This is a genomic window from Caulobacter sp. ErkDOM-C (assembly GCF_048541825.1).
Taxonomy (GTDB): Bacteria; Pseudomonadota; Alphaproteobacteria; order Caulobacterales; family Caulobacteraceae; genus Caulobacter.
Window position 1 is genome coordinate 447,626 of sequence record NZ_CP183332.1, and the last position, 14,740, is coordinate 462,365.

Here is a 14,740-nt window from a genome sequence, read left to right on the forward strand (position 1 = left end):
ATGTGGTGCGGCGGCGGGTTCGTGGTAAGTTGAGGCCATGACCAGACCGCTCGATCCCCCCCACGTCACGGTGCAGCTTTCTGCCGAGGACGCCGCCGATCTGCAGGCCCGGGTGGAGCGGGGCGAGTTCGCGTCGCTCGACGAAGGCGTCGCCGCCGAACTAGCCGAGCTCAACTATCGCCGCGCCGCCGAGATCGTCGGGGGTTCCGAGCAGCTTGAAGCCCTGCTGGACGAGCTGGACTTCGACCTGGTCGATCCCGAAGAACCGGTGGCCGGCAACATCTCGCTGACTCAGATGCTGACCAACCTGAAGGCGCAGGCCAAGGCCGCCGACGAGTGAGCGAAGCTTTCGATTTCGATGCTGTCGTCGTCGGCGCCGGCGCCGTGGGCCTGGCCTGCGGCTATGCGCTGGCCAAGCGCGGCCTGATCGTCGCGGTGCTGGAAGAGCAGGGCCACATCGGCCAGGGCGTGTCGTCGCGCAATTCCGAGGTGGTTCACGGCGGGCTCTATTACGCCACCGGTTCGCTGAAGGCGCGGCTGTGCGTGCAGGGGCGACGCTTGCTCTACACGTTCCTCGACCGGCACAACGTCTCCTACAAGAAGTGCGGCAAGCTGGTGGTCGCCACCAATCAGGAAGAGGTCGCGCGCCTCGTCGACATCTGGGCCCAGGCGCTGGCCAATGATGTCGAGGGCATGGCGCGCCTGACCGGCGAGCAGGCCCGGGCGCTGGAACCCGGCCTCAACGCTCACGCGGCTCTGCTGTCGCCCGAGAGCGGCGTGTTCGACAGTCATGGCTATATGCTGGCCCTGCAGGGCGAGATCGAGGCGGCCGGCGGAGCGGTGGTGAGCGCCACGCCGTTCGAGGGCGCGGAAGCGCTGGAGGGCGGCGGCTTTTCGGTGCGGGCCGGCGGGGCCGAGCCCACCACCCTGACCTGCCGCCTGCTGGTCACCGCGCCGGGGCTGTCGGCCCAGGCCGTGGCAGGGCGGATCGAGGGCTATCCCGCCGATCGCATTCCCGCTGGCCACTTCGGCAAGGGCGTCTATTTCCGCCTGACCTGCAAGGCGCCGTTCCAGCGGCTGATCTATCCGCCGCCGATCCCTGGCGCCCTGGGCACCCACTATCGCAACGACCTGGGCGGCCAGGCGGTGTTCGGCCCCGATCTGGAATTTGTGCCGGAGCCGGACTATTCGGTCGACCCGGCCCGGGCCGAGGTCTTCGCCGCCTATATCCGCAAGTTCTGGCCGGGCCTGCCCGACGGCGCCCTGACGCCAGACTATGCCGGCGTGCGCCCCAAGCTGCATGGCGCGGGCGAGCCGCAGCCGGACTTCCAGCTGCGCGGCCAGGACGACCATGGTCTTGAGGGGTTGATGGCGCTGTTTGGCATCGAGAGCCCGGGCCTGACCAGCTCGCTGGCCATCGGCGAAGAGGTCGCGGCCCGGCTGCTGGATTAGGCCGGCCAGGCGGCGCCCGCCGCCGCAGGCTCTAGATTGACACGCTCGACCCGCCCGCAGATGGTCCGCGCGCCTCGCCTTGTCGGAGACCAGCCTTGACCAACATCCTGCACGCCATGCTGGGCAAGGGGCTGGGCGGTCTGGAGCGCGTGTTCCTCGATTATCAGCCGATCCTCGAGGCCTATGCCGCCAAGCATGGCGGAACCTGCACGGGCGTGGTGCGCCGGGGCGGGGCGGTCAGCGGAGCCGAGGCCCTGCGCTCGCCGCCGCTGGAGGTGATGCCCGCCTTTACCGACTGGGATCCCTGGACCGTGGGCGCCGCCCGGCGATGGGTCGAGACGGTTCACCCGGGCCTGATCCTCAGCCATGGCCAGCGCCCGGCGCGGCTGTTTGGCCGAGTGGCGCCGGCGGGCGTGGTGCAGGTGATCTGCGTGCACAAGCCGGTCTTCGATGTGATCGAAGGCGCCCACTATATCTGCGTCGGACGCCACCTGGCCGAGCTTGCCGTGGCGCGCGGCGTGCCCCCGGCGCGGGCGCACTTCGTGCCCAACGCCGTAGCCGAGCCGACGGCCCAGGCCGATCCCTTCGCGGCGCCGGGCACGGCGATCCGGGTGGTGGCCGCCGGCCGACTGCATCCCAAGAAGGGCTTCGACAGCCTGATCCGCGCCATCGGCCTGCTGCGCGCCCGCGGCCTGGACGTGGTGTGCGACATCGCCGGCGAGGGCGAGGAGCGCGCCCCTCTGGAGCGCCTGATCGCCGAACTGGACCTGGGCGCCGCCGTCAGCCTGATTGGCTGGACGGCCGACGTCTCGGGCTTCCTGGCCATGGGCGACCTGTTCGCCTTTCCGTCGCATCAGGAGGGTTTCCCTCTGGCCCTGCTGGAGGCCATGGCCGTGGCCCTGCCGGTGGTGTCGTCGGCCATCGACGGCCCGGTCGAGATGGTGGTTGACGGCGAAACCGGTCGCCTCGTGCCGCCCGATGATCCCATGGCCTTGGCCGACGCCCTGGCCGACCTGATCGCCACGCCCGACCTCGCCCGCGCCATGGGTCAGGCCGCCCGCCAGACCGTGCTGCGCGACTACGGCTCGGCCAGCCTGGCGCGGCGTCTTGAAGCGGTCCTTGATCGGATGCTTGAGCCTTCCCGGGACGGGGCTTCCCGTCCCGGATAAGAAGGCTCTTTTCTAGGTGGAAGCGCGATCCGGCGCCGGACCGGCGGCCACTTCGGCGGATCGCGCTTGCGGGCTTGATGCCTTGGCCGCGAGAGCGTATGACGCCGCTCCGTTCTGGAACGGTTGGGTAGCTCAGATGGTTAGAGCGGTGGATTCATAACCCACAGGTCGGCGGTTCGATCCCGCCTCCAACCACCAGGACGGTCAGGACGAAAGCGCGGCAATGCCCCGCTGTACGCCAGGCCTGGCTTCCATGGCCGCAAACCAGCGCGCGACGTTTGGCGCCGCGTCGAGGCTAACCTCGGCAAAGCTGCGCCGCCAGATCCAGCCAAAGTGCGCGATGTCGGCAATCGAGATGTCGTCGCCCGCCAGCCATTCTGCCTCAGCCAGACGACCGTCCAGCACCTGAACGTGCCGGGCCGCTTCTCCGCTAAAGCGCGCAATGGCAAAGTCGATTTTCTCGGGCGCGAGTTTCAGGAAATAGCCGGCTTGGCCAAACATGGGCCCCAGGCCGGCAACCTGGAAAAACAGCCACTCCAGGCAGCGCATTCGGGCGGTGGGCTCGGTCGGGATGAAGCCGCCGAATTTCTCGGCCAGATAGATCAGGATCGCACCGGACTCGGTGAGCGTGACAGAGTGCCCGCCGGCACCGTCTGTATCGACGATCACCGGGATGCGGCCATTAGGGTTCAGGGCCAGGAACTCTGGTGTCGATTGTTCGCCCTGCTTGACGTTGACCAACCGGAGTTCATAGGGCGCGCCCAGTTCTTCCAGGAGGATGGGAATCTTGACGCCGTTCGGGGTCGCGAAGGTGTGAAGCTGGATCATGACGCAAGACCTTTCCAGTTGGGAAACCTGATGACGTTGAGACCAACGAGCAGTCCGAGCATGACGACGGCAGCCCCGACGATCTGAAGCCCGGTCGGGATTTCGCCGGTGACCGGGACGCCGATAAGCATGGCCAGTCCCGGGACGAGGGCCGTGAAAAGAGTCGCGCGAGCCGGTCCGAGAAGCGCGACAGCCCGCCCATAGGCCAGCACTGCGAGCACGCCGGAGAAGACACCCTGAACGACGACCTGAGTCATCAAGGTGGCGGGTGCGACCTGGCCGAGACGTTCAAGTCCTCCCGACAAAAGGTAGGCCGGCACGGCCGCGGCTGCGGACAGCACTGACACCGCAGCGGTTGCCTGGAGCGCGCTGACCGACCATCGGCGGATCAGCACGGTGAAGATCGCCCAAAGCCCGCCGGCGGCCACGAACAGCAGGTCACCGCGCCAGGCGCCGCGATCGGCATCACCGCCACCCGTCACGGCGATCACGCCAAGGCCGACAGCGACGAGCGCCACGGAGGCGATCTGCGGGCGGCTCGGACGGGATCCCAGAGCCCACCAGGCCAGTGGCAGACTCAGCATGGTGATCGCGCCCGGCTGGATCACGACACCATGGGACAGGGGCGCATGGACATAGCCGCCCACCCCGGCTGCGATGAACAGCGGACCGGCAACCAGAGCGAGGATCGCCCCGCGCCTCCAGCCGACCCCGCCCAGGTCGCGCAAGCCGGCCTTGACCAGGAACGGCAGCATGATCGCTCCCGCGGTCGCAAAACGCAGGAAGACAAAGTCTGCGGGGCCGAGCCCCGTCTTCACGCCGAGCCGGGCGAAGGCCAGATACCCGGCCCACATCAGGGCCGCTGCGAGCCCAAACCCGGCGCCCGCGAGCAAACCTCGACCCAGCCGGGGCCCGGACGCGGGGGCTGCCGCGGTCATGCCGCCTTCGACCCGGCGAGGCGCTCAAGCGTCGGGAAAAGGTCCGAAGGATCGGGACGCTGTGTATAGTCGGGATTGACCTCGCAATAGGCGATCACGCCGTCGGGGGCGATGACGTAGCGGGCCGGCATTGGCAGGGTCCAGGCCGGATCTGCGTTGAAGGACGGCAGATCGTTCTTGAGGCTCTTGTAGAGCGCCACCAGATCGTCCGGGAGCGCAAAGCGCAGGCCGAAGGCGTCGGCGACCGCGCCGCCGACATCGCTCAGGATCGGAAAGTCGAGACCGTTCTGGCGAACAGACTTGCGGCTGTTCACCTCGGTTTGCGGCGACAAGGCCACGATTTTGGCCCCGAGCGCGCGGATGTAGCCGCGCGCGGCCTGAAGGGCTTCCAGCTCCATATTGCAGTAGGGGCACCAGACCCCGCGGTAGAAGGTGACCACCAGGGGGCCCTGGGCGAGCAGATCCACGGAGCGCACGGCCCTGCCGTCGGGATCATTCAGGGTGAACTCTGGCGCGAGCTCGCCGGCCCGACGGGCGCGCCCCGCCTGGCCAGAGGCGATCAACTCCGCCGTGGCCCGTTGCATGGTGGCGATGGCGGTGGGCGAGACATTGTAGGGCGGCTTTCCAGCCTGGAATTTGGTCTTGAAGGCGTCGAGACGGACCTGGAGTGACATGACGGTGTCCTTGCGGCTGGAAAACTTGGCGGGCGCGCTCAGTCGCCGCCTCGCCCGCGCGACTTGGGCGTGCGAGGCGGCGAAGGGCCGGCGGCCGGCCGGCGGCGGCCGGGGATCAGGCGGCGACGACGCGACGCGACGGGTGTTCCCACACCGTGTTGGCCATGAAGGGATCCAGCGGCGTTTCGGCGATGTGGTTGGTGTAGTTGCTCATCAGCTTGACCGCCGCGCCGAGAATGACTTCCAGCACCTGCTGACGATCAAAGCCGGCAGCGAGGAAGGCCTCGGTTTCGGCGTCGGAGACAAAGCCGCGGTTTGCGACAACCTGGCCGGTAAAGCGGTGAAGCGCCTGCAGACGGCTGTCATCGATCACGCCACCGTCGCGGATAGCGGCAATGGCCTGGTCGGAAAGGCCCACCATCTTCGCCAGGACCGAATGCCCGGCCATGCAGTAGCGGCATTCATTTTCGTAGTTGGAGGTCAAATAGACGACCTGACGCTCAGCGGGCGTGAAGCTCGACTCGTCGAAGATCGACCAGAGCGTCGTGTAGCCCTTCAGGGCGGCGGGGCTCTCGGCGAGGATGGCATAGAGGTTGGGAACCGCGCCGTAGGCCTTCTTGCCGGCGGCCAGCATCGGACGGGCTGCCTCGGGGGCGGTCTCGGGGGTATGAAGCTCGAAGGCGATGGACATGATGGGCTCCTCTGGAATGACGCGGCGGCGGCCAATCCGTCGTCCTGAGGAGAAACTGGGCTATATGCTCGGTGGGGGGTATCTTCTACCTTCGGATATGATTTATCCTTCTGGCAAATGACTGACCGCCTTCAAGAGCTGAGCGTTTTTGTCCGCGTCGCCGAGACCGGCAGCTTTTCGCGTACGGCTCGCGAGATGGGCCTCTCCCAACCGTCCGTCAGCCGCATTGTCTCGGGCCTGGAGGCCCGGCTTGGCGTGTCCCTCCTGCTCCGCAGCACAAGGCGGATCAACCTGACGGAGCCGGGGCTGGATCTGCTCGACCGCGCCCGCCGGATCATGGCCGACGTCGAAGACGCCGAAGCCGCCGCTCGGGGTGCGGAAGGCCTTCGTGGCCTCCTGCGCGTCGCTCTCCCGGTGGCCTACGGCGTGCGCGAGGTCATCCCGCGTCTGCCGCGCTTCATGAACGCCCACCCCGATCTGAAGATCGAACTGCTGATGGCCGATCGACTCGAGGACCTGGTGGCCGAAGGGATCGATGTGGCCATTCGCCTTGGCAAACTCGCGGACTCGGCTCTGAAGGTGCGCAAGATCGCCAGTGCACCGAGAATGGCCATCGCGTCCCCCGGCTATATCGCCCGTCGGGGCGCGCCCGAGACTCCTGGTGATCTGGCGGGGCACGATCTCATCCTTGGTCCTGGTCCAGCGCGCCAGAGCTGGAACTTCCTGCGCGAGACCTCGACAGTCTCGGTGGCTGTTGAAAGCCGGCTTCAGACCGGGTCGGCCGAGGGCGTCATTGCTGCGGCTCGGGCCGGGATGGGCGTGGCGCTCGCCTCGTTGTGGATGTGTCGGGCAGAAATCGCTTCAGGCGATCTCGTGCCGGTGCTTGTCGCCTTCAAACTTGAGCCGATAGAGGCCAATGCTGTTTTTCCAGCGGGCCGCAATCCATCGCGAAAGGCCCGCGCCTTCGCCGATTTCCTTTGCAACTCGGAGATGGCGTTGCCCATCGACAGCCCGCGCCAGGGACATGAATCGGCTGCGTAACCGGCGGAACGTCCGGGAAAAACACTCGAAGCCTTTCCTCCGGACATGGCGGGGATCAGGTCTGACTGGAGCCTGCGGCGGAGTGGAGAACCGGTCCAGAAAGCAGATAGTCTACGTCGCCGCCGCTGGACAGCTCCTGCGACTGCTGCAGAAGATCGCCCAGTTCGTGGGCCATGCCGCAAAACGGGAAAACTCCAGCTCACGCCGGTCCAGTTTTCAGGAACAGGTCACTGACCTAGCCAAAGAGCGCGTCAATTTCACTTTGAAGCACATCCGGACCGTTAAGCGCCGGGCCACGGATGACCTGCTCGCGGCAAAGTCGCTCGGCGGCTGTCTCCGCAACAACGGTATCCATTACGTCAGTGCAAGCTGCGACGCTGTTGAGCCGAGCTTCCAGCGTGCACAAAAGGTCCAGAACCTTGCTCAGACGCTGGCCGATCAGGTCGTGAAAACCACAGGCTTCCAATATGGCTATGGCATGGACTTGAACATCGTTCGCCGCGCCGCCTGGTGCGGCGAGAAGGGTCTCTGCAGACGTCAGGATACGACCAATCCCATCGTCGGCCTCCCGACGCATGGCGACAATCTCGGCTCGCGCAGCGGGCAAGCGTTCAGCGCCCATCTGATGCGGAGCCAGGCCGCCGACAACCGCGCGGAGCGCCGCCAGGTTTCGATGCAGGGACACGATCTCGCTGGATGCCGGTTGGTCATCGCTCGCGGCAACGAGGCGGTCAGGCTTTGGGTAATTGGACGAGGTCACCGATGGATCAACTCCTTAGCTACGAGATAGCCTGAAGAACCTCAGAACTCCCCGAAGATCGTCGACATCTTCTGCTTCAACGTCTCGGCGTTGAACGGCTTGACGATGTAGTTGTTGGCTCCGGCTTGCTTGGCTGCGACGACGTTCTCTGTCTTGCTCTCGGCGGTGATCATAATGAACGGCATGCGGCTCAGAGCGGCATCCCCGCGCACTGACTTGAGCAGATCGTAGCCCGTCATCGGCTCCATGTTCCAGTCCGAGATCACCAGGCCGTAGGATTTGCTCTTGAGCTTGCCCAGGGCCTCTTCGCCGCTGGCCGCTTCGTCGAGATTGTCAAAACCAAGCTGTCGCAGCAGGCTATGAACGATCCTTATCGTGGTCTTGTAATCATCGACAACAAGGATAGGCATCGAAGCGTTGGCCACCATTTTGTCCTCCAAATAACCATTTTCTCGACCAGAACATACGTCTGTAAAAATATGCTTGTGATCATGGATGTGTCATCTTGTCGCACCCAAGATAGGCGTCCAGTTGATTTCTGGGTCAGCTGAATGTGGAACAGAAAGGGCATATTGATTTTCAGAGCCAAGACAAGATCGAAATTGTCCTGTGGCATTGTGTCTACAACATTTGCCGAGGGGCATTTCGTAACAGACAATTAACCAACCAAGACCAGCTTCGACGTCTAAATTCCCGGCTAGGAACGGACCGATGGCTAGCAACGACATGATCGACCAGCGTCTCGACTTTCTTGGCATTGATCGCGACGCGCGCAGCGCCCTGCGATCGGCCAGCGGCTTTGTCGCCAAGGAATTGCCCGGCGTTCTTGACAAGTTCTATAACAAGGTCCGCGCGACCCCGGACGTTCGCCGCTTCTTCAGCGGTGATGGCCAGATGGATGGCGCCAAGTCCGCACAGTTGCGCCATTGGGCGTCTATCGTTTCGGGCAATTTCGACCAGCAGTACATCGACAGCGTCCGCAAGATCGGCCACGTCCATGCGCGGATCGGCCTGGAGCCTCGCTGGTACATCGGCGGCTATGCCCAGCTGATGGAAGGCCTGATGCGGAAGATGATCGCCGAAGCCTTTGACGGCGGCGTCCTCAAGATGGGCCGTCGCAAGGGCGGCAAGGAACTGGCCGACCAGATGACCGCCATCATGAAGGCGGTTCTGCTCGATATGGACTACTCGATTTCGATCTATCTGGAGGCCATCGAAGAGCAAAAGCAGCGCGCGATGACCGATATGGCGGACCGGTTTGAGGCGAGTGTCGGAAAGATCGTGGGCAGCGTCGCTGACCAGGCCCAGGAGCTGGAATCGACCGCCCGGACCATGGCCGCCACAGCGACGCGCACCAGCGAGCAATCGACGACTGTCGCCGCCGCTGCAGAGGAGGCTACCGCAAACGTCGCCATCGTCGCATCGTCATCGGGCGAGATGGGCAAGTCGGTCGCGGAGATCGCCCTGCAGGTCAATCACTCCACGACAATAGCCGGGGATGCCGTGCTGCGCGCCAAGGCAACCAGTGAAACCATTGATCGCATGTCGCGCTCGGCGGAGAAAATCGGTGAGGTGGTGCGACTGATCAGCGATATCGCCGGCCAGACCAATTTGCTGGCTCTGAATGCGACCATCGAAAGCGCCAGGGCCGGCGAAGCGGGCCGCGGCTTTGCCGTCGTCGCCGCCGAGGTCAAGAGCCTGGCGACCCAGACGGCGAAGGCCACTGAAGATATCGCCAGCCAGATCAACGAGATTCAGCAGATCACCGGGGATACCGTGATCGCGATTGCCAATATCCAACGCACGATCGACGACATGAATACGGTCTCCGTGGCGATCAACGCGGCCGTAGAGGAGCAGTCGGCGGCCACCCGCGAGATCGCTCGCAATACCCATGAAGCGGCAAACGGCACACAGGACGTATCGCGCAATATCGCCGAAGTCTTGTCCGGAGCCAATGCAACCGGGATCGCGTCCCAACAAGTGGTTATGGCATCCCAGGAACTGGGAAGGCAGGCTTCAACACTGCGAGATGAGGTCGAGTCGTTCCTGCGCTCCGTTCGCGCCGCCTAGTCATCTTCATCGCAACTCGTAAAGCCCGTTAGGCGCCGCCATGGATGACCTGATTTCCGATTTCCTGACCGAGGCCAATGAGAGCCTTGAGGTGATTGACGTCGAACTTGTCAGTTTCGAAGCGCATCCGAACGACCGGGCGGCGCTCGATAAGATCTTTCGACTCGTCCACACGTTGAAAGGCACCTGTGGCTTTCTCGGCCTTGGTCGGTTGGAAGCCCTGGCGCACGCCGGCGAGACCCTGCTGGGGCGTTTTCGGGACGGCAAGCTGGAGGTCAGCGCCGAGGCTGTGACCCTGGTCCTGAAATCGATCGACCGCATCAAGCTGGTGATCGACGGCCTGGGCGCGACAAAGGCTGAACCGGCCGGTGATGATAGCGACCTGATCGCCGCCCTGGAAACGATGGCGATGAGCGCGCCCTCGCCAAAGGCGCCGACGCCCGCGCCGATCGAGCAGGTCGAGGGCTTTGACCCCGATCTGGGGCGCGCGCTGCGCCCGGGTGAAGTCTCGACGGCCGATCTCGAGGCGGCCTTTGCAGCGGCGGAGGGGCCGGCGGAGTTCGCCTATACGGCGCCTCCTGAGCCGGCGCATCCTGAGCCGGCGGTCGCCGAAGCACGCCCGGCGGATGCGACCGAAGAGGTCGCCCCGATCGCGTCAGCCCAATCCATCAGGGTCGGGGTGGATGTACTCGAAGACATGATGACCCTGGTCTCCGAGCTGGTCCTGACCCGAAACCAACTCCTGCAGATCAATCGCGGCCGGACCGACGACAGCTTCTCGCCGCCGCTGCAGCGGCTTTCGACCATCACCGGCGAGCTACAAGACAGCGTCATGAAGACGCGAATGCAGCCGATCGGCCAGGCCTGGAAGAAGCTGCCGCGGATCATCCGCGACCTGGCCAACGAGCTGAACAAGAAAATCGACCTGGTCCTCGACGGAGAAGGCACGGAACTGGACCGTCAGGTCCTTGAACAGATCCGCGATCCGCTGACCCATATGGTCCGCAACTCTGCCGATCACGGCCTGGAAGGACCCGACGAACGGCGGGCGGCAGGAAAGCCCGAAACGGGCCAGATCCAGCTGTCAGCCTATCATGAGGGCGGCTCGGTCGTGATCCGCCTGCGCGATGACGGCCGCGGTCTGGACACCGTCAGGATCCGCGAAAAGGCTATCGAAAAAGGCCTGCTGAGCCGCAGTGAGGCGGAGGCGCTGAGCGAGGCCCAGATCCATCGCCTGATCTTCGCCGCCGGCTTCTCGACCGCTGCGGCTGTGACCAATGTATCTGGTCGCGGCGTCGGCATGGACGTGGTGCGCAGCAATATCGAGCAGATCGGCGGACAGATCGACCTTCAGTCGACCTTCGGCGCCGGCTGCACCGTGACCATCAAGATTCCCCTGACCCTGGCCATCATCTCGGCTCTGGTCGTCGGGGCCGGCGGCGAGCGGTTTGCCGTGCCGCAAGGCTCGGTCCTGGAGTTGATCAAGATCGGCGAGGGCGCCGAGCATCGTACCGAGATCATCGAACAGGTGCGGATGGTCCGGCTGCGCGAGGAACTTGTGCCGTTGATCGATCTGAGCGGCGAACTGGTTCTGACCCAGGCGAGCCAGCCCAGTTTCGTTATGATCATGAAGGTCGGCGCTCATCGTTTCGGCGTCATGGTCAATGAGGTGATCGACACCGAGGAGATCGTCGTAAAGCCGCTAGCCACCGTGCTGCGCGGCATCTCGGTCTTCTCTGGCGCCACGCTGCTCGGCGACGGCTCGGTCGTGCTGATCATCGAGCCCAATGGACTTTCCCAGCGTGCAGGCAAGATGCCGGTGGCGGCGCAGCGCGCCATCGACGCCGCAGCCCACAGCGCGGTCGACGCCGAGGTCCAACGAAAGAGCATGCTGCTGGTCCGGGTCGGATCCGGGGCGTTGAAGGCGGTCGAACTTGGTCAGATCACCCGCCTCGAACACATCCCTGTCGAACAGGTGCAGCTCATCGGCTCTCGGGCGGCGCTGCATTATCGCGGGAAGTTGATGCCCGTTTTGTGCATCGATGAAGATCAGACCCTCAAGACCGATGGGGTCCAACCCCTGCTGGTGGTTACCGGCATGTTGTACGCCATGGGCCTGGCGGTCGATCAGATCGTCGATGTCGTTGAGACGGCTGTGACCATCGAACTGAGCCCGACCAAGACCGGCATTGTCGGTACGGCTCTGATCAACGGCCGGGCGACAGAGATCATCGATCTTGACCATTTCATGATCATGGCCCTGGCCGAGCATGCGCGATCGGCTCCGGCCGATCAGTCGGCCGAACAGACCCGGGAGGCGGCATGAGTGTTCGCGATTACGTGACTGTCCGTGTGGCGGGCCACCTTTTCGGAATAGAGGCGCTGGCCATCCAGGATGTCTTCTATCCGCGCAACATCACGCCGGTGCCCCTGGCGGCGCCCGAGATCCTCGGCGTCCTCAATCTGCGAGGCCGGATCGTGACAGCGGTCTGCGCGCGTCGCAGGCTAGGGCTGAAGCCGCGCGACCCAGGCGAACCGGAGTCCAAGGCGATCGGGATCGAAGTCGGCGGCGACAACTATGGCCTGATCGTTGACCAGGTCGAATCCGTCGTGAAGCTTGATTCCGACGAAATGATCGCACCGCCTGACAACTTGCCGCCCCGCTGGGCGGAAATCATTCCCGGCGTGTTTCGGCTGCCCGATAGTTTGCTGGTGATTTTCGACGCACCCCGTCTTTTGACAGCGGGACTGCTGTTGGGTGTCGCGGCATGACCCGGTTTCTGGTTGTCGATGACAGCGCGGTGATCCGCAAGGTGGCCCGGCGAATGCTTGAGCCCCTCGGCTATAGCGTGGACGAAGCGGCGGACGGTGTCGACGCCATGAGCGCTTGTCTCAGCAGCATGCCGGACGCTGTGCTGCTGGACTGGAACATGCCCAACATGGACGGTCTGACCTTCCTGGAAAACCTGCGCGCCGCGCCGGGCGGAGCCGGCCCAAAGGTGCTTTTCTGCACCACCGAGAGCGACTTCGCGCACATTGCTGCGGCGATGGAAAAGGGCGCCGACGAGTATCTTTTCAAGCCTTTTGATCAGGCGACCCTCGAGAGCAAACTGGCCATTACCGGGATCACGCCGTGATGGTTGCGCCTGCGTCCGCAGCCTCCCGAGCCGATCGTGTTCGCGTGATGATCGTCGACGATTCCGCCGTTGTGCGCGGGATGGTCTCGCGCTGGCTTGATGAGCGTGCAGACATCGAGGTCGTCGCCCTGGCGGTAGACGGCTTTCAGGCCCTCAAGAAGCTTGAGGAACACGAGATCGATGTCTGTCTTCTGGATATCGAGATGCCCAACATGTCTGGGCTTGAGGCGCTACCCAAGTTGCTGGCCTTGCGCCCGCGACTGAAGGTGATCATGGCGTCGACCTTGTCCGAACGCGGGGCCGAAATCACGTTGCGGGCGCTCAGCCTGGGGGCGACCGACTTTATCCCAAAGCCTTCCGCCAGTCGGCTGGGCGGTGCGGAGGCCTATCAGCGCGACCTGATCGAGAAGATTGTGCAACTTGGCCGCCGGCCCAGCGCGGCTGTCGCGCGCACCAGCGCGCCACCGCCGCCTCCTTGCCCGTCGCCCGCCAGCGTGGGGTCATCGCGAAAGGTTCGTCTGGAGACGCTGGTGGTCGCGTCCTCCACCGGCGGTCCTCCGGCCCTTCGCGAGATGATCGCGGGCCTTGGTCCAAGCTGGCGCACGCCCATCCTCATCGCTCAGCATATGCCGCAGGGCTTCACCCGCGCCCTGGCCCAGATGATCGCGCGGGTCACACCGATGACCGTCAAAGAGGGAGAGCATGGTGAGCCGATCACCGACGGGGTGATCTATATCGCCCCTGGCGGCTCCCACATGGTCGTCGAGCGTGGTCGGGATGGAAAGCCGGCGGTCCAGCTGAACCAGGGACCCGAGGTCAACTGGTGCCGGCCGGCGGCCGATCCGTTGTTCATCAGCGCCGCCGAGGTCTGGGGCAGCGCGACGGCCGGGGTGATCCTGACGGGCATGGGCCATGACGGCCGCGAGGGTGCGCGGGCCTTGGTGGCGCGCGGCGCGCAAATCCTCGTCCAGGACGAAGCCAGCAGCGTCGTTTGGGGCATGCCGGGCTCCGTCGTCCTGGCGGGGATCCCCGCCGACATCCACCCCCTGTCGAACATGGCGGCGCAGTTGGTGATTCTAGCCAAAGGGGGAGCAGCGTGAGCAGTCCAGATCTGAAGCACTTCATGGACCTCCTGCGCAGCAGAACCGGCATCGTTCTGGACGAGAGCAAGGCCTATCTGGTCAATAGTCGCCTCGCCCCCATCGCAGGCACAAGCGGCTATGACTCCGTTGACGCCCTGCTGGCGGCGATACGAACCGCGCCGGTGGAGCGGATTATCGAGGCGGCCATTGACGCCATGACGACCAATGAGACGCTGTTTTTCCGCGACCAGACTCCGTTTGACCATCTAAGGCGCATGCTCGTTGATCTGGGCCGCAATCGACAGGGGCCGATCCGGTTGTGGAGCGCCGCCTGTTCTACAGGCCAGGAGCCCTATTCCATCGCCATGCTCTGGGAGGAGCTTGCTCACCTCCTGCCTGGCGTTCGTCTGGAGATCCTGGCCACAGACCTGTCACGCGAGTGTCTTACCAAGGCTCAGGTCGGGATCTATTCCAGCTTTGAAGTGCAGCGCGGCCTGCCCGTCCAGAAACTGATGAAGCACTTCGAGCGGGTCGGCGAAAGCTGGCGGATCAAGTCCGATCTGCGCAGCGCGGTGTCCTGGCGGCAATTCAACCTGCTCGAAAGCCCTGTCGGCCTCGGGCGGTTCGACATCGTGTTCTGCCGCAATGTCCTGATCTATTTCGACACCAAGACGCGCACCCAGATTCTGGAACGGGTCGCCGGTCAGGTCGTCGATAATGGCTATCTCATTCTGGGTGGATCCGAAACGGTGATCGGCGTGACCAACGCCTTCCAGGCGGGACCCGGAGCCGGGCTGTATGTGAAGGCTGCAGGTTTCCGACCGCAAGCCACTGCGCAGGCGCGCTAGAGCGTTTTCCGACGACGTGGACGCCGGGTCGTCGCTCGACAATGCGC

15 protein-coding genes, 1 tRNA gene and 2 pseudogenes are annotated in these 14,740 nt (G+C 64.6%); 13 read left to right on the plus strand and 5 right to left on the minus strand.

Annotated features, from left to right (window positions below):
* The first annotated feature begins 37 nt into the window (after nucleotides 1-37).
* The 4 genes from ACN2C8_RS02105 to ACN2C8_RS02120 all read left to right on the plus strand — a co-directional run bounded on the left by ACN2C8_RS02105 (nucleotide 38) and on the right by ACN2C8_RS02120 (nucleotide 2,819).
* Nucleotides 38-340 carry a hypothetical protein gene (locus ACN2C8_RS02105; RefSeq protein ID WP_419254151.1) on the plus strand — a complete coding sequence of 101 codons (303 nt, stop codon included), beginning with the start codon at nucleotides 38-40 and terminating at the stop codon, nucleotides 338-340.
* On the plus strand, nucleotides 337-1,452 hold the full coding sequence (locus ACN2C8_RS02110; RefSeq protein ID WP_419254152.1) for an NAD(P)/FAD-dependent oxidoreductase: 1,116 nt from the start codon (nucleotides 337-339) through the stop codon (nucleotides 1,450-1,452). Before ACN2C8_RS02105 ends, ACN2C8_RS02110 begins: the two co-directional genes overlap by 4 nt.
* Nucleotides 1,453-1,547: 95 nt before the next feature.
* Entirely contained in the window at nucleotides 1,548-2,621 is a 1,074-nt protein-coding gene (locus ACN2C8_RS02115) for a glycosyltransferase (protein WP_419254153.1), read from the plus strand.
* Between the two features lie 121 nt (nucleotides 2,622-2,742).
* A tRNA-Met gene (locus ACN2C8_RS02120) sits at nucleotides 2,743-2,819 on the plus strand.
* A 6-nt stretch (nucleotides 2,820-2,825) separates the two neighbouring features.
* Here the strand turns inward: ACN2C8_RS02120 and ACN2C8_RS02125 are convergent.
* The 4 genes from ACN2C8_RS02125 to ACN2C8_RS02140 all read right to left on the minus strand — a co-directional run bounded on the left by ACN2C8_RS02125 (nucleotide 2,826) and on the right by ACN2C8_RS02140 (nucleotide 5,752).
* Nucleotides 2,826-3,449 (minus strand): glutathione S-transferase family protein, encoded by a 624-nt coding sequence (locus tag ACN2C8_RS02125; RefSeq protein WP_419254154.1) that lies wholly within the window; start codon nucleotides 3,447-3,449, stop codon nucleotides 2,826-2,828.
* A complete protein-coding gene (locus tag ACN2C8_RS02130; RefSeq protein WP_419254155.1) occupies nucleotides 3,446-4,387 on the minus strand; it encodes a DMT family transporter in 942 nt (313 codons plus the stop codon). The genes ACN2C8_RS02125 and ACN2C8_RS02130 overlap by 4 nt, the downstream gene beginning before the upstream one ends.
* On the minus strand, nucleotides 4,384-5,061 hold the full coding sequence (locus ACN2C8_RS02135; protein ID WP_419254156.1) for a peroxiredoxin-like family protein: 678 nt from the start codon (nucleotides 5,059-5,061) through the stop codon (nucleotides 4,384-4,386). Before ACN2C8_RS02135 ends, ACN2C8_RS02130 begins: the two co-directional genes overlap by 4 nt.
* Nucleotides 5,062-5,176: 115 nt before the next feature.
* Nucleotides 5,177-5,752, minus strand: a complete 576-nt coding sequence (locus tag ACN2C8_RS02140) for a carboxymuconolactone decarboxylase family protein (protein WP_419254157.1) — start codon at nucleotides 5,750-5,752, stop codon at nucleotides 5,177-5,179.
* Between the two features lie 117 nt (nucleotides 5,753-5,869).
* Between ACN2C8_RS02140 and ACN2C8_RS02145 the strand changes: the two genes are divergently transcribed.
* Together ACN2C8_RS02145 and ACN2C8_RS02150 are read left to right on the plus strand one after the other, a co-directional pair.
* Entirely contained in the window at nucleotides 5,870-6,793 is a 924-nt protein-coding gene (locus ACN2C8_RS02145; RefSeq protein ID WP_419254158.1) for a LysR family transcriptional regulator, read from the plus strand.
* An 82-nt stretch (nucleotides 6,794-6,875) separates the two neighbouring features.
* The gene (locus tag ACN2C8_RS02150) at nucleotides 6,876-7,583 is read left to right on the plus strand and encodes a hypothetical protein (RefSeq protein ID WP_419254159.1); all 708 of its coding nucleotides are present in this window, start codon (nucleotides 6,876-6,878) and stop codon (nucleotides 7,581-7,583) included.
* Between the two features lie 11 nt (nucleotides 7,584-7,594).
* Here ACN2C8_RS02150 and ACN2C8_RS02155 read toward each other — a convergent pair whose 3' ends face one another.
* The gene (locus ACN2C8_RS02155; RefSeq protein ID WP_419255789.1) at nucleotides 7,595-7,978 is read right to left on the minus strand and encodes a response regulator; all 384 of its coding nucleotides are present in this window, start codon (nucleotides 7,976-7,978) and stop codon (nucleotides 7,595-7,597) included.
* 301 nt (nucleotides 7,979-8,279) lie between these two features.
* Here ACN2C8_RS02155 and ACN2C8_RS02160 point away from each other — a divergent pair.
* The 7 genes and pseudogenes from ACN2C8_RS02160 to ACN2C8_RS02190 form a co-directional block, all read left to right on the plus strand.
* Nucleotides 8,280-8,759: pseudogene (locus ACN2C8_RS02160) on the plus strand (protoglobin domain-containing protein); the annotation flags it as partial.
* A 33-nt stretch (nucleotides 8,760-8,792) separates the two neighbouring features.
* Nucleotides 8,793-9,626, plus strand: a pseudogene (locus ACN2C8_RS02165) (methyl-accepting chemotaxis protein); the annotation flags it as partial.
* Between the two features lie 40 nt (nucleotides 9,627-9,666).
* The gene (locus tag ACN2C8_RS02170; RefSeq protein ID WP_419254160.1) at nucleotides 9,667-11,952 is read left to right on the plus strand and encodes a chemotaxis protein CheA; all 2,286 of its coding nucleotides are present in this window, start codon (nucleotides 9,667-9,669) and stop codon (nucleotides 11,950-11,952) included.
* Entirely contained in the window at nucleotides 11,949-12,398 is a 450-nt protein-coding gene (locus ACN2C8_RS02175) for a chemotaxis protein CheW (protein ID WP_419254161.1), read from the plus strand. Before ACN2C8_RS02170 ends, ACN2C8_RS02175 begins: the two co-directional genes overlap by 4 nt.
* Nucleotides 12,395-12,763: a response regulator gene (locus ACN2C8_RS02180; RefSeq protein ID WP_419254162.1), complete on the plus strand. Its 369-nt coding sequence runs from the start codon at nucleotides 12,395-12,397 to the stop codon at nucleotides 12,761-12,763. Before ACN2C8_RS02175 ends, ACN2C8_RS02180 begins: the two co-directional genes overlap by 4 nt.
* The gene (locus ACN2C8_RS02185) at nucleotides 12,763-13,863 is read left to right on the plus strand and encodes a protein-glutamate methylesterase/protein-glutamine glutaminase (protein WP_419255791.1); all 1,101 of its coding nucleotides are present in this window, start codon (nucleotides 12,763-12,765) and stop codon (nucleotides 13,861-13,863) included. The genes ACN2C8_RS02180 and ACN2C8_RS02185 overlap by 1 nt, the downstream gene beginning before the upstream one ends.
* A complete protein-coding gene (locus ACN2C8_RS02190) occupies nucleotides 13,860-14,693 on the plus strand; it encodes a CheR family methyltransferase (protein ID WP_419254163.1) in 834 nt (277 codons plus the stop codon). The genes ACN2C8_RS02185 and ACN2C8_RS02190 overlap by 4 nt, the downstream gene beginning before the upstream one ends.
* The last annotated feature ends 47 nt before the right edge of the window (nucleotides 14,694-14,740 follow it).

Bases quoted from the DNA above. Each gene is read 5' to 3' on its own strand.
- ACN2C8_RS02105 (WP_419254151.1), top strand. From the start codon at position 38: ATGACCAGACCGCTCGATCCCCCCCACGTCACGGTGCAGCTTTCTGCC.
- ACN2C8_RS02125 (WP_419254154.1), bottom strand. From the start codon at position 3,449: ATGATCCAGCTTCACACCTTCGCGACCCCGAACGGCGTCAAGATTCCC.
- ACN2C8_RS02130 (WP_419254155.1), bottom strand. From the start codon at position 4,387: ATGACCGCGGCAGCCCCCGCGTCCGGGCCCCGGCTGGGTCGAGGTTTG.
- ACN2C8_RS02135 (WP_419254156.1), bottom strand. From the start codon at position 5,061: ATGTCACTCCAGGTCCGTCTCGACGCCTTCAAGACCAAATTCCAGGCT.
- ACN2C8_RS02140 (WP_419254157.1), bottom strand. From the start codon at position 5,752: ATGTCCATCGCCTTCGAGCTTCATACCCCCGAGACCGCCCCCGAGGCA.
- ACN2C8_RS02145 (WP_419254158.1), top strand. From the start codon at position 5,870: ATGACTGACCGCCTTCAAGAGCTGAGCGTTTTTGTCCGCGTCGCCGAG.
- ACN2C8_RS02170 (WP_419254160.1), top strand. From the start codon at position 9,667: ATGGATGACCTGATTTCCGATTTCCTGACCGAGGCCAATGAGAGCCTT.
- ACN2C8_RS02175 (WP_419254161.1), top strand. From the start codon at position 11,949: ATGAGTGTTCGCGATTACGTGACTGTCCGTGTGGCGGGCCACCTTTTC.
- ACN2C8_RS02180 (WP_419254162.1), top strand. From the start codon at position 12,395: ATGACCCGGTTTCTGGTTGTCGATGACAGCGCGGTGATCCGCAAGGTG.
- ACN2C8_RS02185 (WP_419255791.1), top strand. From the start codon at position 12,763: ATGGTTGCGCCTGCGTCCGCAGCCTCCCGAGCCGATCGTGTTCGCGTG.